The 19,116-nt window shown below is 58.4% G+C and carries 16 protein-coding genes; 8 read left to right on the forward strand and 8 right to left on the reverse strand.

Annotated elements, in window-relative coordinates; all coding sequences use genetic code 11:
- Positions 1-91 precede the first annotated feature (91 nt).
- Entirely contained in the window at positions 92-817 is a 726-nt protein-coding gene (locus tag BGIM_RS0105220) for an SDR family oxidoreductase (RefSeq protein ID WP_020468741.1), read from the forward strand.
- A gap of 27 nt (positions 818-844) precedes the next feature.
- Positions 845-1,600, forward strand: a complete 756-nt coding sequence (locus BGIM_RS0105225) for a 3-keto-disaccharide hydrolase (protein WP_020468742.1) — start codon at positions 845-847, stop codon at positions 1,598-1,600.
- 485 nt (positions 1,601-2,085) lie between these two features.
- On the opposite strand, the gene tssK is transcribed toward BGIM_RS0105225, so the two are convergent.
- A complete protein-coding gene (tssK, locus tag BGIM_RS48765; protein WP_020468744.1) occupies positions 2,086-3,516 on the reverse strand; it encodes a type VI secretion system baseplate subunit TssK in 1,431 nt (476 codons plus the stop codon).
- 128 nt (positions 3,517-3,644) lie between these two features.
- Here tssK and BGIM_RS56965 point away from each other — a divergent pair, with 128 nt between their 5' ends.
- Positions 3,645-4,301: a DotU family type IV/VI secretion system protein gene (locus BGIM_RS56965; RefSeq protein ID WP_029629756.1), complete on the forward strand. Its 657-nt coding sequence runs from the start codon at positions 3,645-3,647 to the stop codon at positions 4,299-4,301.
- 7 nt (positions 4,302-4,308) lie between these two features.
- Complete coding sequence (locus BGIM_RS0105245; protein WP_020468746.1) at positions 4,309-5,901, forward strand: type VI secretion protein IcmF/TssM N-terminal domain-containing protein; 1,593 nt, start codon at positions 4,309-4,311, stop codon at positions 5,899-5,901.
- Between the two features lie 13 nt (positions 5,902-5,914).
- Here BGIM_RS0105245 and BGIM_RS0105250 read toward each other — a convergent pair whose 3' ends face one another.
- Positions 5,915-7,021, reverse strand: a complete 1,107-nt coding sequence (locus tag BGIM_RS0105250) for an acyltransferase family protein (protein ID WP_020468747.1) — start codon at positions 7,019-7,021, stop codon at positions 5,915-5,917.
- 105 nt (positions 7,022-7,126) lie between these two features.
- On the opposite strand from BGIM_RS0105250, the gene BGIM_RS0105255 reads away from it, so the two are divergent.
- Entirely contained in the window at positions 7,127-7,561 is a 435-nt protein-coding gene (locus BGIM_RS0105255) for a DUF6428 family protein (protein WP_020468748.1), read from the forward strand.
- A 78-nt stretch (positions 7,562-7,639) separates the two neighbouring features.
- Here BGIM_RS0105255 and pfp read toward each other — a convergent pair whose 3' ends face one another.
- Both pfp and BGIM_RS0105265 read right to left on the reverse strand, forming a co-directional pair.
- Positions 7,640-8,971 (reverse strand): diphosphate--fructose-6-phosphate 1-phosphotransferase, encoded by a 1,332-nt coding sequence (gene pfp, locus BGIM_RS0105260; protein ID WP_020468749.1) that lies wholly within the window; start codon positions 8,969-8,971, stop codon positions 7,640-7,642.
- 143 nt (positions 8,972-9,114) lie between these two features.
- Entirely contained in the window at positions 9,115-9,471 is a 357-nt protein-coding gene (locus BGIM_RS0105265) for a hypothetical protein (protein ID WP_020468750.1), read from the reverse strand.
- Between the two features lie 177 nt (positions 9,472-9,648).
- On the opposite strand from BGIM_RS0105265, the gene BGIM_RS0105270 reads away from it, so the two are divergent.
- Positions 9,649-10,773 carry a S1C family serine protease gene (locus BGIM_RS0105270; protein ID WP_020468751.1) on the forward strand — a complete coding sequence of 375 codons (1,125 nt, stop codon included), beginning with the start codon at positions 9,649-9,651 and terminating at the stop codon, positions 10,771-10,773.
- A 70-nt stretch (positions 10,774-10,843) separates the two neighbouring features.
- Positions 10,844-11,761 carry a cation diffusion facilitator family transporter gene (locus tag BGIM_RS0105275; protein ID WP_020468752.1) on the forward strand — a complete coding sequence of 306 codons (918 nt, stop codon included), beginning with the start codon at positions 10,844-10,846 and terminating at the stop codon, positions 11,759-11,761.
- A 6-nt stretch (positions 11,762-11,767) separates the two neighbouring features.
- Here BGIM_RS0105275 and BGIM_RS0105280 read toward each other — a convergent pair whose 3' ends face one another.
- Both BGIM_RS0105280 and BGIM_RS0105285 read right to left on the reverse strand, forming a co-directional pair.
- A complete protein-coding gene (locus BGIM_RS0105280) occupies positions 11,768-13,648 on the reverse strand; it encodes a cytochrome D1 domain-containing protein (RefSeq protein WP_020468753.1) in 1,881 nt (626 codons plus the stop codon).
- Positions 13,649-13,847: 199 nt separating this feature from the next.
- Positions 13,848-14,909 carry a D-alanine--D-alanine ligase family protein gene (locus tag BGIM_RS0105285; RefSeq protein WP_020468754.1) on the reverse strand — a complete coding sequence of 354 codons (1,062 nt, stop codon included), beginning with the start codon at positions 14,907-14,909 and terminating at the stop codon, positions 13,848-13,850.
- 252 nt (positions 14,910-15,161) lie between these two features.
- On the opposite strand from BGIM_RS0105285, the gene BGIM_RS0105290 reads away from it, so the two are divergent.
- A complete protein-coding gene (locus BGIM_RS0105290) occupies positions 15,162-17,654 on the forward strand; it encodes a PSD1 and planctomycete cytochrome C domain-containing protein (protein WP_020468755.1) in 2,493 nt (830 codons plus the stop codon).
- 33 nt (positions 17,655-17,687) lie between these two features.
- Here BGIM_RS0105290 and BGIM_RS56970 read toward each other — a convergent pair whose 3' ends face one another.
- Together BGIM_RS56970 and BGIM_RS0105300 are read right to left on the reverse strand one after the other, a co-directional pair.
- Positions 17,688-18,326 (reverse strand): phosphatase PAP2 family protein, encoded by a 639-nt coding sequence (locus tag BGIM_RS56970; protein ID WP_020468756.1) that lies wholly within the window; start codon positions 18,324-18,326, stop codon positions 17,688-17,690.
- The gene (locus BGIM_RS0105300; RefSeq protein ID WP_020468757.1) at positions 18,326-19,096 is read right to left on the reverse strand and encodes an ABC transporter permease; all 771 of its coding nucleotides are present in this window, start codon (positions 19,094-19,096) and stop codon (positions 18,326-18,328) included. Before BGIM_RS0105300 ends, BGIM_RS56970 begins: the two co-directional genes overlap by 1 nt.
- Positions 19,097-19,116 lie beyond the last annotated feature (20 nt).

Consider the following 19,116-nt stretch of genomic DNA (forward strand, 5'->3'; position numbering starts at 1 on the left):
ATCCTCCACACCGCGTGGCGGACAGGCTCATTGTACAGAGACGGCCGGATAACAAACGGTTCATTTTTTGACAGATCCAAGAGGAGAGAACATGGGGCGGTTTACGGGCAAAAAAGTGTTGGTGACCGGCGGAGGCAGCGGCGTCGGGCAGGCGACGGCCAGACTGTTCGCCCAAGAAGGGGCAATGGTCGCCATCGCCGGGCGGGATGCGGCCAAGCTCGCGGAAACCGCCAAGGGGCTGCCGGAAATGCTGGTTGTCCCCACGGACGTGACCGATCCGAAGGCCGTCGAAGCCCTGTTCAAAACGGTTCTCGCCAAGTTCGGCCACATCGACATTCTGGTGAACAATGCCGGGACCAATCTCAAAGCCCGCACGATGCGGGAACTGACGGTTGAGAACTGGCACAAGCTCATCAACACCAACCTCGACGGGGCCTTTTATTGCATCAAGAGCGTTCTGCCCGGCATGATTGAACGGAAAGACGGCATCATCGTGAACGTCAATTCCGTCTCCGGCAAACGTCCTTATCCCCTCGCCGGGGCGGGCTACGCTGCCGGAAAGTTTGGCCTGCACGCTTTGGCAGGTTGCCTCGCCAGCGAAGAAATGGAAAGCGGCATCCGGGTCAGCACCATTTACCCCGGCGAAATCGACACACCGATCTTGGTTGAACGCCCCACGCCAGTGAGCGCGGAACAACGGGCCAAGATTTTGAAGGCCGAGGATGTGGCGAACGCCATCCTGTTTGTCTCCAGCCTGCCGCCGCATGTGTCGGTGCCGGAACTGATTATCAAGCCCACGAGCCAAGTTTACTTTTAATCCTCACGTACCTCATCGGGAGAAACAATGCGTCACATTCGTTCACTGCTTCTGTTGGTGGCCGCGACCATCTCTCTTCCCGCTTGTGCGGAAGACAAGGCCGGCCCGAAGGACAACATGCCGCCCGAGGGATTTGTCGCCCTCTTCAATGGCAAAGACCTGACCGGCTGGAAGGGTCACATCGACATGAACGAGCGAAAGAAGCCCGAGGCCGATCAGGCCAAGCTTCAGGAAGCTCGCAACAAGCTGATGGCCGAAACATGGACCGTCAAGGACGGGATCATTCATCACAATCCGAAAGTGAATGAAAAGGGCCAGAAGAGCGGCGTGAGCCTGCAAACGGTCAAGGATTACGGCGACATCGAGTTGATGGTTGACTGGAAGATCGAAAAAGCCGGTGACAGCGGATTGTATTTGCGGGGCAATCCCCAAGTGCAGATTTGGGACTCGGAAAATCTCTCCCCAAGCCTGAAAGCCGACGCCAACACCGGTTCCGGCGGTTTGTGGAACAACCCTGTTCCCGCCGGAGCCACCCCGCAGAGCGTCGGCAAGGTTCCCCTGAAGAAGGCCGACAAGCCGGTGGGCGAGTGGAACACCTTCAAGATTGTCATGAAGGGTGACAAGGTGACCATTCACCTCAACGATGTGCTGGTGGTCGACAACGCCCCGCTGAACAACTACTGGGAGAAGGGCAAACCGCTCCCGGCCACCGGGCCGTTTGAACTTCAATACCACGGCGATAAGTTGTGGTTCAAGAACATCTTCATCAAGGAACTGAAGTAACGAGCCGTCGTTTCTTGAACGAAGAAGCCCCGCTGCATCATCAGCGGGGCTTTTTTGCGCATGGGGACCGGTTGGAATGTGTCTCCACACGCTACACATGAGAACCAGTGGCTGCTTTCACGTTCAAACGAGGCAAATAAACCGGCATTTCCTGCAACCAATGGGGCTACAGGGCTTGCGGTTTCACGATTTTTAAACCAGCCAAATTCGACCCGAAAAGTGACCAAAAACGGGTGAAAATGACCTTCAGGCGACCATTTTTGGACAGTTGGACACCCACCCGGCTGGTCAAAAACAGTGGGCCAACTGAACAGTATTTTTCAAAACCCTCGGTAAATCGACATCTCGCCTAATGATTTTGGAGTAATCTTGGGGCTTTTTACGTCATTTCAGATGGCCCAGAATAACCGCTCACGGTTGATTATTGGACCGTTTGAGATGAATCAATTTTCAAAAAAGGTGTTTTGGCCCAAACAAGGAAGATGTCAACTTCTCGCCCCGGTGTTTGGGGTCACGTAGAGGGTAAACTGCATCGTCGCGTTTTGGCCGGCGGCCTTGATGGTCAGTTCTCGTTGTCCCTGAATGTTGCCGACGATGTCGCCTTCCCGGAGGCGAATCGCCAGACTGAGGGAGCGTTGCACAAACTGCCATTCGGCCGAATTGAGATCGCGGGGGACTTCAAAGTAAGTCAGGTTTCCGGCGCTCGGCAGATCGCGCGGCGGCCGGGGGCTGGGGGTGAACCGCAATCCGTCCTGGCCGCGGGTGAAAATCGTGTCCACGCGATCCGAGGCCCCGATTTTCATGCCGAGACGTTCGGGTCGGGTGAGCAGACGGATACACTCGTCGTTCGAGAGGGTGCTTCGCACTCCAATGTACATTTGCCAGGCTGATTCTAGCCAGGCCGATTCGAGCGTCACCTGCATTCGCATCCCGGCACCGACGAACGGGCGTTCCTGATAAGCGGGTTCTTCGACATCGTTCAGCAAGGCGTCCAAATATTGTTTCACCCGCCAGAAACAGCCGCCGAGGTCGTCGTGGTCGTAACGCGGCAGTTGCGGCGGCCGGGCGGTTTCTCCGAGAATGCTGAGTTGGCCGACGAGGCGGCAAAGTTCCAGATAGGCCGTCAGCGGGTGGATGCCGGGGACGAAAGCCAGATTACTCAGCAAGGCGTAGGCTTCGTTGATTTGGCTCAATTGCTGCAATCGACGGGCATCTCCCGGCGAGTGGCTGTCCAAGGTGATGCCGCGCGAGGTGACTTGCCCGGCCAGCACTTCGATCTTCGTATTCAGTCGGTGAAACAATTGTTGAAGCAAATCATGCTGAAGGGGATGCCAGCCATCGCAGCCCAACAGCGGGGGAATGTAAGTGGTATCTAATTTGGGGGTGGCCTCGGCCCGGTCGGCTTTCACCAGCCGGGCGAGGGGGATCGTCTCGAAACCGGCCGTGTCGTCCGTCCCGGTGAGCAGACGGACGTTCAGCTTCCGCACGGCCAACGGTTGCGGATTCACGCCCGTGTTTTCATCATCCAAGGAGAGATGTTCGACCGTGTAGCGCCGATCAGGGGCTTCGCCGTTGGAGGCGTTCGGGCCGCCGCTTTTCCATTGCGGCAGCGCAATGAGGACATCCACCCGGTTTTGCCCGGCGAAGGCGGGTTTCAGGTCCAGGGAGAGTTCACCCGCTTCGTCCGGGAGGATTAACACCGTGCCGTCGCGCAATCGCACTTCCAGCGAGCGCAGGACAAAGCGAAACGCCCCGAGGGCTTCTTCGTCGAAACGGATGCGGCGCACCCCCCAATAGTGGGCGAGATCGAACTGAAGTTGCTGGAAGCGCACCGTCCGTTCGTGCCGGTCGGCCGTTTGAAAATGGTGCGGACGAAGGAACATCCCCTCGTGCCAGTGGATCGGTCGGTTCGGCATCGGTGATCCCGTCGGGGTCGGCGGCCAATGCGGAAACCGCCCACGGGAATGATACGACGCGGCTTCTCACCTTGGCTATGCGAAACCCCGGCGTAGGATACCGCGAACATTCCCGCCGACGAACCGACATGAACGATTTGCTGGCCCGACAAGTCTACCCGGTTCTCCTGCACGGGCTGAAACTACGCGCCCGGCTGGATCGCCACGAAAGGCCGAATCTGGTGGCCGAGCAGGCCGAACTGAAACGTTTGTTGGGAACCTCTTCGCAACCCTCCCCTTGGGGCACGGGCAAGGATGTGATGGCCTCCGTGGCCGCCCACGAACCGCCTCGCTTCCAAGGGTTGCGTTATCCGCTCGTCTGCTGGCTGGACGAGATGTTTATCGAATCGCCTTGGTCCCGCGAGTGGGACGAGAACAAACTGGAGTCGGCCCTTTTTGAGACGAACATCCGCTATCGGAACTTCTGGGAACAGGCCAAAATGGCCGAGTCTCTTCCGGAATCGGCCGATGTGCTGGAAGGCTTTCTGATGTGTGTTCTCCTCGGTTTTCGCGGCGAATTGGCCGAACGGCCGGAGGCATTCCGCGAGTGGGTGGGCGCCGCCCGTTCCCGATGTTCCAAGGGTTATGGGAAGGAACTCCCGGCCGTGCCGGAACGGCCGCCGACTTCCGATGTGCCAATGTTGCTGGCCGTCGAAGGTTACCGGAAGATGACCAAGATTGTCTGGGCCGGCGTTCTGATTTCGATCCCGGTGGTCACTGCTTTGTTGGTCACTCTCTTACGCTGAGCCGCGAATGATGATTTTCCGCTGGATCGGCAACCTGTTCGTGCCGATGTTTTCACGCCCGAAATTCGCTGCCGCCGTTGTGTGGGTTCTTCACCTGCTGCTGGTCGCCGGGGCGGCCGTCGGGCTGTACTTCGTCGAGGAAAAGTACGGCGTCGCCCGCAACCTTGGCGGCCCGGTGTGGTTCCGGCCGTTCTGGCTCTCCGCTTTGTTTTTGCTTGGTTATGGTCTGCTTTGGCAGGCTTGGTGGGTCTGGCGGTTGATGGCCCCGGAATCCCAAGTGAGTGTGTTTCCCGATTTGGACGAGGAATGGAACCGGATTTTGGACGCCCTCGACGGGGCGGGCATCGGCATCGGGGACACGCCGGTTTATCTCGTCCTTGGCCCGGTGAGCGGGGTGGAGGAAGAGTGGCTGTCGGCCATCCCCGGCGGGCTGGTGGTGGATGGCGGCACGCCGAGCGGTTCTTCCCTCCGTGTGTTTGCCGGCAAGGAATTGATTGCGATCACCTGTCCGGGCGTCTGCTTGCTTGGGGCGGGAATTCGGCTGGAGGTGTCGGCCGCTTCCGCGAGTTCAGACGTGAACGGCTCCATCGGGGCCGACATGGCTTCTTCTATCGGCATCGATGGAGGCACATCAATCGGCCTGAGCCTTGGCGGGGATCTACAGCAGATCCAAAAGATGATCCGCAAGGCCCGTGATGAAAACCGCTCCCTCTCGGAGCCGGAAAAACGCGAGATTCAACGCCTCTCCGGTTCGCCGATTCGCTCGCCGGAGGCAGCAGGGGGCAAGGCCGGTCTTGTCCGCGATCCGGCCGAGATCGAACTGCGCGGTCAACGACTGGCCCATTTATGCCGGATGCTTGCCGCATCGCGCTGGCCGTTATGTCCGCTGAACGGGGCCATCGTCGCCATGCCGTTCGCCCGGCTGGACCGCGAAGATATCGCTCAGCAATTGGGGTTAAACGCCAGCCAGGATTTGCGGGTGGCCGAGGAAACCCTGATGCTGAAGTTCCCGGTGTATTCCTTGGTGACCGGGCTGGACACGCTTCCCGGAGCCAGGGATTTTCTCACCCGGTTCGCCATTGATCGGAAGACCCAACGTCTCGGCAAGGGTTATCCGTTATGCCCTGATCTGCCGCCGGATCGGGCGCCGGATTCCGTCGAGGCCAATAGCAAATGGGTGTTGAACCATCTGTTGCCTTATTGGGCTTTTCGACAATTTCAGACGGAACGCCACGGCGAGCCAACGGAACCGGCCACCAAGACAAACGCGGAGATTTTCCACTTCCTCAATGCCGTGCGTCAACGGGCCGACGCTTTCGGCCGCTTTGCCGGTCGGGTGGCCGCCGGGGAGGGCGTTCGCTTCGGCGGGTGTTACCTGACCGCCCGGATTCAGGAGTTTGGAAACGCCCCGTTGTTCATGGATGAATTCTTCAAAAAAGTGGCTTCCACGCAAGGGGCCGTGGCATGGACAGATGCCGCCTATGCCGAGGATTCCGGATACCGATCCGCGACTCGTTTCGGCTATCTGATGCTGTTCCTGCTGGTCGCGGGCGTGCTTGGTCTGGCGGCCTATGTCGCGTATGATGCCCGGCAATTTTGAGAGGGTTGGAAGTTCAGGAAGCCGCTGGTTGTCCAACGGGTTTTGGAGTTCGCCCCGGCCCCCAATTTTTCAACTTCAAGGCTTGTGACTCCACCAGATGCCAGGAAGCGGCCGCGAAGAGTCCGGTGATGAGCAACGTCATCGCGAAATAAGCCGCGAAGCCATGCTGGTTGAACCCGAACGCGGTCAATGATTGCTGGACCGGATAGCCGTAGATGTAAAACCCATAACTGTAGTCAGCCCGTTTTCCCACGCATTGCAACGGCAGCACACGGGCGAGGTAAAACACGATGTAGGTGGTGGTGAACGGCGCCACCACCGGGAACCATTTCAACGTCATCGCCCCGGCGGCGGCGAGCATGCAAACCAGCGCGAACCATCCCCGAAACCTTGGCTGAAACAAGTAAAATGCCGATCCCATGAGAAAGTGGGCCATTGTACGCGGGAACATGGTGGTCAACGGTCCGCCGGACTTCCAGGACCAGATCAGCCAGACCCAACTCAAGATCAGCAACGGGACGACGGCAGGCCGGCGCAACAATCCAGCCACACCCAGCACGCCGATCAGAAGGTACATCCGAAATTCGTAGGCCAGCGTCCAAAGCGAGCCGTTAATCATGTTTTTTTCGTAGGTGTCCACAAACACATCCGGGATAGTTTTCTTGCCGAGCAACATCCCCCACGGCAGCGGGACTTCATCCTCGCCGCGAGTTGAGAACACTTTGTTCACCACGGGGCGAAAAACTCCCCCGGCCGGTTCGATGGCGTTGCGGATCAAATAATCGGCATTGGGAGGTTGATGGAACAAAGCAGGCAGCACAAGTGCGGAGAGCAGGATGCAAACCCAATAGCCCGGAAATATCCGCAGGCAGCGATGCCAGAGGTAAACCCGGAACGAGTGGGCGCGTTGATAGCTCGCCGCGATCAGCCAGCCGCTGAGGGCGAAAAAGCCATCCACTCCCAAACCGCCGAGGGTGTATGGTTCGCCGGACATCGCGGAAAGAGGTTCCATGCCGACATGGCCGAGCAAAACGGAATGCCAATATAAAATAAGGGTGGCGAGAGCCAGACGCAGGAAGCCGATGCTGTTGTTTCGCGGGTCAAAACGGTCATCAGGCATGCGATTTCTCTGGAATCAAACCGTCGGTCATCCGGGCGGGGAATCACGGTAGATTCTCGGCGGGAGACCGGCTTTGTCAATCGGGCGGACCCGCCTGGAAGAATCATGCTGAACCTTCGACAGTTGGATCGAATCCTCACGGCCAATCCAAAATCGGCGATCCATCTGATGCTTCCCGACGGGGATTTTGTCCCCGCTCATTTTCATGTGACGGAAGTTGGCCGGGTTCACAAGCAGTTTGTGGATTGTGGGGGAACCAAACGGGAATCATTGTCCTGTTTGCTTCAAGTATGGACAGCCGACGACGTTCATCACCGTCTCGACACGACAAAACTCGGAGACATCCTGCGACACACCGAATCGCTGTTTCGCGACGAAGACCCGCCGGTGGAAGTGGAATACGAATCCGGCGTGATCTCTCAATATCCGGTCGGTGGAGTGGAGATGACCCCGGCCGGGTTGCTGCTGACCCTCGGCACCAAGCACACCGAATGCCTGGCACCGGACAAATGCGGCGTGGGCGGCACCGGTTGTTGTTGAATCACTTTTCACAACAAGCACGAAAAAGCCCCGCCGGTTTGGGCGGGGCTTCCAAGACAATTCATTCGACAAGAACAATTACTCGGTGATTGTCGGCAGGAACCGTGCCTTGAACGCTTCCGGGGAAAGATTCGTTAGTCCGGAGAGAGCCTTCAAACTGGCGGCCTCTTCGAGGTCCGCATGTTCCAGACGCACCATGTAACGCAGGGCGCACTTGAAGGATTCGCTGTCCACGTTCACTTTCCGGGGACGCATCCGTTGCGTTTTCGGATCGATCATTTGCTCGAACGGCAGGGGAACCATCCGGCCGTCGATGAAGCTGATGATCGCCCCGTATTGGCTCGACAGATCGCTGGCGAGGAACTTGACCGCCCCGTAACCGAGGTCGCGGGTGTATTCGGCGTCGAAGGGAATCGGGTCGGCCGAGCGGAGTTCGTAACCCAAGTCCTTGTCGATGAAATCCATCTTCTGGCCGAGTTCTTTGAGCCGCTTTTTCAGGTAATCCTTCACAATGCGGCCAAATTCGAGTTCGCCAAGCCGCAAGTGGCCGTGTTCATCCCGTTCGATGCGGCCGTAATGCTTGAGTTCATCTTCGCCGAGGGCCGAGAGAAGACCCTTTTCGCCGATGGATTCGATTAACCCTTCAGCCAGCACGGCCACGCCGTAATCCTTGCCCTGTAGCTTGCGCTTCAAGATAGACCCGATAATCGCGTCAGCGATGCCTTCGAGGGTGATCGACTTGTCCCGGAATTCTTCGGGAATCAAAGTGATCGTCGAAGCGGACGATTTGCCGATGCCCAGCGCCAGGTGACCGGCGGCCCGGCCCATCGAGATGATGACATACCACCGGCCCGTGGTTTTGGCGTCCGCGTGAAGATTGCGGGTGGTCAGCGTGCCGAGGTGGCGGGCGGTCTCGAAGCCGAAGGTCGGTGTTCCTTCGGGCAACGGCAAGTCGTTGTCGATGGTCTTCGGCACATGGCAGACGCGGAGAAACTTGTTCTCCCCCGGTCCGCGAACGGCGCCGGGGCCAACGCGCTTGGCCACTTGTGAACCGGAGAAAGCGGTGTCGTCCCCGCCGATGGTCACGAGGCAGTCAATGTTCATTTCCTTGAGGACGCCAAGCACCTTGGCCATGTCCTTTTCATCTTTGGCGGGGTTCGTGCGGGCGGTGCCTAAAATCGAACCACCGCGATGGTAACTGGCGGCAACGGCATCAACCGTCAGGACTCGGTTTTTAGTCGTGCTGCCTTCCACAAGATGGCGAAACCCGTTTTGGAAGCCGATGACTTCCATGCCGTGGTTCAGGATGGCCTCGATCGTCACGGAGCTGATGACCCCGTTGATGCCGGGGGCCGGGCCGCCGCCGACGAGAATGCCGAGGCGTTTGCCGTTCAGAGGGGAGTTTGCCATATCTGTTTGCGCTTTCCGATCAGGGTAAAAACGATGGAAGCCGCGACGGCCGGGGAATCAGGGAGAGGACCTGAGATTCCGGGGTGGCATCGCGGCTGGCAGGGTATTCACACGCTGTTACAGTCGGGAAAACGACAGATTTTTCAAGGGCTGCCCGAGGGAACCGCCGGCGCCGGGTTCGGTTCCAGCGGTTGAAGCACGCTCAGGGTTTGTTTCTCTTGCGGGTTCAGCACCGTCGTGTTGATGCCCAGTTCCTTCTCGATCCACTTAAAAGCGATGTCTTTCCGATCCACCGGAATCTCGGCCAGCGGAGTCATTTCGCCCACCGGCAGACGGATATCGACGGCCGGCGAGTTTTCCAGCAGTTCACGCGCCGGCGGCAGGTCCGCGGTCGTTGTGACCGGCTTTGCGGCCTTGGGAGCAGGTCGCATTTCGTACCCGGCGCTGAAGGCCATTCCCAGCGAGGCGGCGATCAACGTACCCTGAAAAATCTTGAACATGAGAACGGCCCCGTCCGTGAGGTTTGCGCAAGAGGGGAAAATCCTTCCCCCGAACCAACGCGACCTTACCCAATCCCCCTCGTTTTGTCGAGGCGGGTTTTCGGCAGGCTCTTTTCATTGGGCATGCCGCGTGCATACGATGTGGTACGGGGTCACTTTGTCAACGAAAGCCATGTCATGAAAACCGCCAGTCGATTCCTGCTCGCCGCCGGGATGTTTGCCGTGGCCGGGATGGGAATGTATCGGGTAAAGTCGGTCGAGGCCCAACCCGCCGCGGTAAAAGCGGACATTCCCTTGCTGCCGCCGGTCAACGCCAAGGAACCGGAACTTTCGCCGGAAGAATCCACCAGCATCATTGTTTACGAAAAAGTAAACCGGAGCGTGGTGAACATCACCAACAAGTCAACAAACTTGGATGACTTCCAAGGAGCGGCCGTCCGTACCGGAAGCGGGTCAGGGAGCATCCTCACCAAACAAGGTCATGTGCTCACCAATTTCCATGTGATTGACGATGCAACCACCCTCTCGGTGAATCTTTTCGACGGGTCATCCTATCCCGCGAAGATTGTCGGTTCCGATCCGAACAACGATGTGGCCGTGTTGAAGATTGATGCCCCGGCGGACAAGCTCTTTCCGATTTCATGGGGCGATTCCAACAAACTGATCGTCGGAATGAAAGTCTTCGCCATTGGCAATCCGTTCGGGATGGAACGCACCCTCACGACGGGGATCATCAGCAGCCTGAACCGCAACTTGAAATCCGAGAACAATCGCATGATCCGGGGCGTGATACAGACAGACGCGGCCATCAACCCCGGAAACTCCGGCGGGCCGTTGTTGAACCGCCGAGGCGAGATGATCGGCATGAACACCGCCATTGTGGGCCGGGCCAACCAGTCCAGCGGCATTGGTCTGGCCGTGCCGGCAAGCACCGTCCGGCGGGTGGTGGAGGAATTGATCAAGACCGGCCATATTATTCGGCCGGACATCGGCATTGAGAGCGTCTTCCAATCAAGCCAGGGATTGTTGATTGGCCGGATCACCGAGGAAGGGCCGGCCGACAAGGCCGGATTGAAGGGGCCGCAAACGAAAATCGTGCAACGCGGAGGCACCACCTTCCGGCAAATCGACCGGAGCAAGGCCGACCTCATTGTGGCGGCCGATGGCAAATCGGTCCGGACGCTCGATGAATTGTTGACGGTGGTGGAATCGCACAAACCGGGCGAGGAGGTGGCGCTCACCATCATCCGGGCGGGGGCCAAGCAAACAGTGAAGGTGGGTTTGGTTGAATCTCGCGATTGATTCGGAAACAGCCCGCCATGATTCGGCGGGCTGTTTTGCTTGAGTCCTGGCATGTCATATCTCAATTCAGATGCTCTCCTCCTCGCTCAAATCGTGGCTGTTGCTCTCCGTTCTGGCGGCGTTGCTCACCATCGGCCTAAAATCGGCGGCTTATCTCCTCACCGGCTCGGTGGGTTTGCTTTCGGATGCCCTTGAATCGCTCATCAATTTGATCGCAGCCATCACCGCGTATCTCTCGATGATTTATTCAGCCCGTCCGGCCGATGCGAACCACACTTACGGGCACGAGAAGATCGAGTTCTTCTCGGCCGGGTTGGAGGGGGCGCTGGTCATCGTGGCGGGGCTTGGCATGATTGTCCTGGCCATCCGGCGGTTGTTCCATGATGCTCCGTTGGAGGAACTCGCCATCGGCGGCGGGTTGTCCCTGCTGGCCTCGCTCATCAACGGGGTCGTTGGCGTGTTGCTGATCCGGGTGGGGCGGCGGCACAATTCCATTGTGCTGGAAGCCGACGGCAAACATCTCATGACGGATGTGTGGACAAGCGTTGGGGTCGTCGGCGGGTTGGCGTTGGTCTGGCTGACGAGAATTCAATGGCTTGATTCGGCCGTGGCCATTCTCATCGGCGGGAACATTGTGTTTATTGGTTTCGCATTGGTTCGCCGGTCATTTGACGGGCTAATGGATCATGCGATTGAACCGGCCGAGCAAGAGGCGATTCGGGCGTTGATCCGCGAAAACACCCCGCCGGGAACGGATTTTCATGCTCTCCGCACACGACAGGCGGGGGCGAGGCAGTTTGTCGATTTCCACTTGTTGGTTCCCGGAAATTTTACCGTTCGGGAAGCCCATGACTTGGGGATGAAGGTGGAAGCCGCTTTGACGGCCAAATGGCCCTCGCTGGCGACCACCGTGCATCTCGAACCGATCGAAGATGAAGCCAGCTTTCAAGACAACGCTCTGCGGGGCATCGAACCGCCGGGGCGTTGATCGGCATCATTGACCGTAAACCACTGGTTTCGGCCGATCTTTCACCGAATTCGGCGTTTCATCCGGCGGCGTCTCGTAAGGCAGCGACTTGATGAAGGCCACGAGGTCTTCCAATTCTTCTTTCTTCAAGTGGCTCGTTTTGCCGTGCTTGTCCTTCGGGTTGGCGGTCGTCAGCACATCCATCAAGGTCTTCGCCTTGCCGTGGTGCAGATACGGCGGGCTTCGATAGATGCCGAGCAGCGTCGGTGTGTCGTACTTCGGCCCCATCTTTTCCGAGGAATCATCGCCGGTTCCGACATCGTGCAGGTTAAAGGGTTTTTGAAGCCGACTGTCGGTGTAATACGGCCCGGAATGACAGGTCGCGCAGGCGACGGTCTTGTCGAAGAACAACTTCTTGCCCCGCTCGGCTTCGACGGAAAGTTTGCCCGGCGCGGGGATGTGCGGCGAAAGTTTCGGCTGGAAGCCGTTCGTGTAAATGGCGAGGGCATCCAGATCTTTTGACACGCCCGAGAGTTTTTGATCAAGTTCGCTGGCCGGGAGGAAATCCGTTCGGGGAATGATCGGTCCGTTGTAGAGGCCGCCCCCCTTCATCAGCTTTCCGCGGATGGTGTACTCGAAATCTTGCACTTCATCCCGGTCGGCCGAGTAGTGCAGGGGGTGCGTGTGGGCCAAGCCGAACATTGGCGGCGTTTTGCGAAGCCCCTCGGGGTTTTCCCACACCCGGCCGTCTTGGGCGCCGTCCGGGTGGCAGGAGGAGCAGGAAATCCACTTTGCCCGTGACATCGGGTAGGTGGAGGTTTGGAACAACACTTTGCCGCGAACCCACTCCGGTGATTGCTTGGGGGTGGTCACCTTGATCGTGCCCGATTTGCGGACCCCCTTGCTTGTATCGAGTACCGTCAAACTGAAATCCATCGTGGCGTAGACATACAACTCTTTGCCATCCGGGCTGAACCGCAACGAGCGGGGATGCGAGCCGACGGAGATCACGCCGGTGCGATCCACTTCCCGGTAATCGTCGTCGATCACTTCGGAGAAGTTCATGTCATTCGTCCCCGCGTAGAGCGTGAAAATCCGCTTCGCGTCGGGGGTGACGGCCGATTCCCAAGGGTTGGCGGTCACATAAACACCGTTGAACGTGTCCAGCGAGATGGCGACCCGCCGCTTCTTGTCCTTCTGTTCCGGGGTCAGGGTGCAGATGGAGAGTTCCGGGAAGATTGAGCCGCGATCATTGAACACATGCGTGCGGGACCGGATGTGTGAGAGATATGCCTTCGGCCGCTTGGGGTTCAACACCACATGCCGACAAAGATTGTCGCTTTCGCGGCCGGGCCAAGTGTCGGCCACTTTGCCGCTGGCAAGATCGATGGCGGTGAGCGTGCCGGTGTAAAAGTTCGTCACATACAATTTTTGATCGTCCGGGGAGATGGCAATCCCGCGCGACCATTCGCCGGATTTCATCGTCCGGGTGACTTCTTGTTTGACCAAGTCAATTTCGCTGATCGTGCCGGGGTAGTCATGCGAGACGAAGGCCCGTTTGCCGTCCGAAGAAGTCACCACGCCGTAAGGCTCGGCGTCCGTCTTCAGGGTCTTCACCACTTTGCCGGTTTCAGTGTCCAAGATCACCACTTTGTCGTCGCGGTACACGCTGGCGATGGCCAGGGGGCCGTTGCCCATCCAAGCGACGCCTTCGGGATGATCCCCGACGGAGACCTCACGCACGGCTTTCTTCGCCGTGAGATCCACCAGTGTGATCGTGCCGTTGTCCGTGTTCGTCGCCAGCAACCGTTTGCCGTCCGGGGACACATCAAGCAGGCTGTTGGACGAACCGGCCGTTGCCACCGTGGCAACAAGGAGGAGCAGGGGGCAACTCAAGCGGAATGTCATGCGGTACCTCGGTCGAGGACGAGCGAAAACGGACACCTGACCGACGAGTGAATGCCGGTGGAATCCGTTGCAAGGGTGGGGCATGAGTATTGTCATGCGCCCGACAATCACATTCAACCGGGTTGATGGCCGTGAGGTGAAAAAGTGGGAAAGGAAATTGATCGGCAGGGAAACAGATTCCTCCCCGCCGATCAAGCGGTCACAAGGCTTTTTCTGCCGGACGCGGAGGCACTCGGGCGGGCATCCGTCGGCTCAAGGCATTGCGCACAATGCCCCGAATGAAGTCTTCGTGAGTGCGTCCCATCGCCGTGATCCCGTCGATCAGCGCGATGCTGTACAAATACGGGTTCGGGTTCACTTCAAGGATATACGGCTCATTGTCAGGCGTGAGCCGAAGATCGATCCGGCCATAGTCCCGCAGGCCCAAAAGTTTGTAGGCCGCGCAACAGATGGCCGACACTTTTTCCATCAGCGGAGAGGGCAGAATCAGGCCCGTGTCCAAGGGGGTCGCATCGTATTCGAGCGATTGTTCATCCCACTTGGCCGCGAAGGAATAAATGGGCCAATAATCTTTGCCCTTGACGTGATCGAAGCGGATTTCCGCAAGCGGAACCACTTTCAGACGATGCCACGGCGGGCCGTCACCGGGTTCCTCGAACACATTCACATGGAACTCGCGTCCCTCAATGAACTGCTCGACCAGCACCGGGCCGCCGTATCGCTCGAAGATATACGCGGCGCGGGCTTCCAGTTGCTTTTGGCTGGTGACAACGGCTCCCTGATCGATCCCCACGCTGCAATCCTGGCAGGCGGGCTTCACGATGGCCGGCCAGCCTTTGGTCCAGGGGATGGCCGGCAGTTCATCAACGATGGCGAACGCGGCCGTCGGCAGGCCGGCTCCCTGGAGCATCATCTTCGTGCGGATTTTGTCCCGCCCCATCGCAATGGCGTAGGCGGGAGAGCCAGTGAAGGTGATGTTCAGCCATTCGAGCATGGCCGCGTTGGAGATCTCGGTTTCGGTGTGGTCGGCTTCTCCCTCGAAGAGGTTGAAGACCACGTCCGGCTTCCAAGTGCGAAGTTTCTTCAACAGTTCGCGGGGCTGACGGGAGTAGGCGATCCGTGCCGTGTTAAAACCACCCGAGGCGAGAACCTTCTCGACTGATTCGGAAGTGGCGACGATGTCGTGCTCCGATGGGGCATCCGGATGATCGACCGGAAGGACCGGCTCGTTGTACGCGACAAGAACACGTGGCGAACGCATGCGCAAGAAAGACCTCCGACAAGACACGTCATCCGCGGGCCACGGATGACAACGGAACAATTGCTTCCATCATCTTTCCCGCTGAATCGATTCTTGGCCAGCGCATTTCCACTGAGAATGACGGGAATTCCGTGAAAATTATCCGCGCAGGTTGAACACGAGCCGACGAAAAAGCATTGCCTGACGCCCCTCTCATCGGTTACCTTATCCAAATTGGAACCCGCCTTCTTTCCGCTTTTTTGTGAACCCGCCATGCGATTACTCTCCGTCTTGTCGCTTCTCCTGTCGGCAATTTTCGTTCAGGCCGCGGAAACCGTGGTGATCGATTTTACGCGGGAAATCAGGCCGATTTTGAACAATTCATGCTTCGCCTGTCATGGCCCGGACGAGGCCCAACGCAAGGCGAAACTCCGGCTGGATGTGCGGGACGAGGCGGTTCGCAAGGCGATCATTCCGGGCAAGGGAATCGACAGCCCGGTCTACAAGCGGATCATCAGCAAGGAGGCCGATGAGGTGATGCCTCCCGCCCATGCGAAGAAACCCGCGATCACCGCCGCCCAGGCCGAATTGGTGCGGAAGTGGATTGATGCGGGCGCGAAATTCGACGAGCACTGGGCCTTCGTCAAGCCGGTCCGGGTAGAACAGCCGATGGTGAAAAACCAATCATGGGTCAAAAATCCGATTGATGCGTTTGTCGCCCGTGAGCATGAAAAACAGGGGTTTTCGGCTGCCCCGCCCGCCGACAAGCATACGCTGCTCCGCCGGCTGAGCTTCGACCTGACCGGGTTGCCCCCCACCCCGGCGATGGTTGATGCCTATCTGAAAAACGCATCAGCCGATGCCGATGCGTTGCTGATCGAAGAACTTCTCAAATCGCCGCACTTCGGCGAACGCATGGCCGTGATGTGGCTGGATGCGATTCGCTACGCGGACACGGCCGGTTACCACAGCGACAATCATCGCGATGTTTGGATGTTCCGGGACTACGTGATTCGATCTTTCAACGAAAACAAGCCATTTGATGTGTTCACCCAAGAACAGCTCGCCGGGGATTTGGTTCCCAAACCGACCAACGAACAGCGGGTCGCCTCTGGCTACAACCGTTTGCTGATGACCACCGAAGAAGGGGGCGCGCAAGCGAAGGAATACACCGCGAAGTATGTCGCCGACCGGGTTCGGAATTCTTCAAATGCCTGGCTTGGCGTGACGCTCGGTTGTGCCGAGTGCCACAATCATAAGTACGATCCGTTCACCCAGAAGGACTTTTATCGTTTTGGCGCATTCTTCGCGGACGTGGCCGAGACGGCCGTCGGGCGCCAGCAGCAGACGCCGATCGTGACTCCAGAACAAGATGCGGAGATCAAAAAGTTCGATGCCGAGATCGCCAAGGCCAAGACCGAATTGGCGGCGGCCAAGATCGACGAAGCCGCCATCACGAAATGGGAGCCGGAAGCCAAAAAGAATCCCAAGGGACTCCCCAAACCGGTGACGGATGCCCTGAATGTCGAAGCCGACAAACGAACCGATGCCCACAAGAAAACGTTGCAGGATCACTACCGCAACGTGGCCGCCCCGGAGACAGAGGCGATCCGCAAGACAATCACCGAAACGACCGCGAAGAAGGAACAGTTCGTCAAATCGCTTCCGCAAACTCTGATTTCCACGAGTTCGTCGCCCCGCATGGTCCGCGTCTTGCCCCGTGGGAACTGGCAGGATGATTCGGGGGAAGTGGTCACTCCGAATGTGCCAGGCTTTCTCCCCCCGACCGAGCGGGCGGCCAAACTGGCTGAGAAAGAACGCCTGTCGCGGGCCGATTTGGCGAAATGGCTTGTGGCACCCGAGAATCCGCTGACGGCCCGTGTGTTCGTCAACCGTCTGTGGAAAATCGCCTTCGGCCAAGGCTTGGTGCGCAACATGGACGATTTCGGCACACAGGGAACGCCGCCAAGCCACCCGGAACTTCTCGACTGGCTGGCCACGGAGTTTATCCGCAGTAAATGGGACGTGAAGGGACTGCTGAAGTTGATGGTGTCCTCCAATGCATACCGACAATCGTCTGTTTCCTCGAAGGCGCTTCGGGACAAAGACCCCGGCAACATGTGGCTGGCCCGGCAAAACCGGTTCCGTCTTGATGCCGAGTTCGTCCGAGACAACACGCTGGCCGTCAGCGGGCTGATTAATCGCAAGATCGGCGGGCCAAGCGTGAAGCCCTACCAACCCGCCGGTTATTGGTCGTATTTGAACTTCCCGACGCGAGAATGGCAGAACGACCGCAATGCCGATCAATATCGCCGAGGATTGTACACCTACTGGTGTCGTAGTTTCCCGCATCCGAGCCTGTCAGCCTTCGACGCCCCGAGCCGGGAAGAATGCACCAACGAACGAACACGCTCCAGCACGCCGCTTCAAGCCCTTGTTCTGCTGAACGATCCGACCTATGTGGAGGGGGCGAAGCTATTCGCCGAACGGATCATTGAAAACGGCGGCAAGACCACGGCCGAGCGGTTGAACTTCGCCTATCGACAAGCGCTCACCCGCCCGGCGAAAGCGGAAGAAGTGAAAGTTTTGGAAGAGATTCTGGCCAAACACCTCGCCGAATATCGCGGTGACTTGGAAGGGGCCAAAAAACTCCTCGGCGCTGGATTCTCTCCCATGCCAGCCAAGGGGGACATCGCCGAACTGGCAGCGTGGACATCCGTGAGCCGTGTGATTTTGAATTTGCACGAAGCAGTCACGCGGAACTGACGGGCGGTCAACAACCGTTGACCGGAGGCACCTTCATCGCCCTTGTTTCAATCCCCTTGGGCTCCCGAGGGATATCAACAGACACACATAGCTCAAGCCAAGCGTCGTCCCCGCCACCACGTCCGAGACGTAATGCGCCCCGTACAACGGCCGGCTCGCGGATATCCCGAGAATCATCAGCGCTAACACGGCCATCAGGGGCCAGCGATAGCGTTTGCTGGGAAACAATCGCCAAACGACGAAAATGCTTAGGCCGTAGATGACCGCTGATCCAAAGGCATGTCCGCTCGGGAAACTGAATTCGCCCAAATCCAAAAACGGCGGCCGGGGGCGGGCGTATTGGTTTTTCAGCAACGAGATAATCCGATACACCGACCATTGCCCCGCGGCAAAGGCGGCGGTCAGTCGCCATTCCCGGTGAAGAATGAGGATCAAGAGATTCAAGCAGCCAATCGTAATGATGAAATCGCCAACCCCGAGATTGGTAACGAATACGATCACCCGATGGAGTTCAACACTTGAGAGTCCGAATTGGTAAAGCGGTTCGGCCTTGGCGTGATCGAATTGAGCAAGCAATCCATTGGCTGATATGTCCCAGCCGATGAGCAAGAAGAGCAGCCCGCCAATGACGGCGGGAATCAGCCAGGGAATTGTAAACAAGCGACGGATCATCAGACGTCTTTGCGGGAAAAGACCAGCATTCCAAAGACACCGGCCACGATAGCCACGATGGCTCCGCCGGCGACCCAGTCCGAGAGGGACATCAGATCATAGCTGCCGCGAAGCACGTTCGGCAATCGGGAAAGCATCTTCTCCGGGGTCGGGAAGGTGTTTGGCAACAGCGTCATCAGGATGCCGGTGCCGTACAGGAATATCCAAAGAATGGTGATTCCCACCACCGTGCTGTTGGCCACGGCGCCAACGGTCACGCCGATGGCCACGACAGCCGCGAGCATTGCCGAGAGTGTCATTACTCCGGCCATGCTTCCACGGAAAGTCAGATCGTCGGCCAGCAGAAAATGAAACGCGACCAGCAGAATCAAGGACATCGTTGAAAACGTGGCGATCACCACCAACGTGCGGGCGTGCCACTTCGCCATGAAGTATTGGTATCGGGAGATGCCCCGGCTCAGCACGGAATCCGCGAGCGTTCCCTTCTCGGAGGAAATAGCGCTAACAGACAGCACAACGATGAGGGCCAGGCTTCCCAAGGCGATCACCCGGATCAGATCTGATGTGTGGACGGCCGACGGTTGGACAATCCCTGCTTCCCGATGGACGCCGAAGCGGTAAAGCAAAAAGCCCCCGGCCGCGAGAATGGTGACGACCACCCAGAGGCGATAGACCCAACTGCGAAGCGTCTGCCGGATGTCCGTCCGCAACACGGCCCAATACGGCAGCCAGCGGCTATACCTGATCGGGGCGACAACGGCGGCATCCATGTGTTTCTATTCCCGGAGAG

It is taken from the genome of Zavarzinella formosa DSM 19928 (assembly GCF_000255705.1).
GTDB classification, from domain to species: domain Bacteria; phylum Planctomycetota; class Planctomycetia; order Gemmatales; family Gemmataceae; genus Zavarzinella; species Zavarzinella formosa.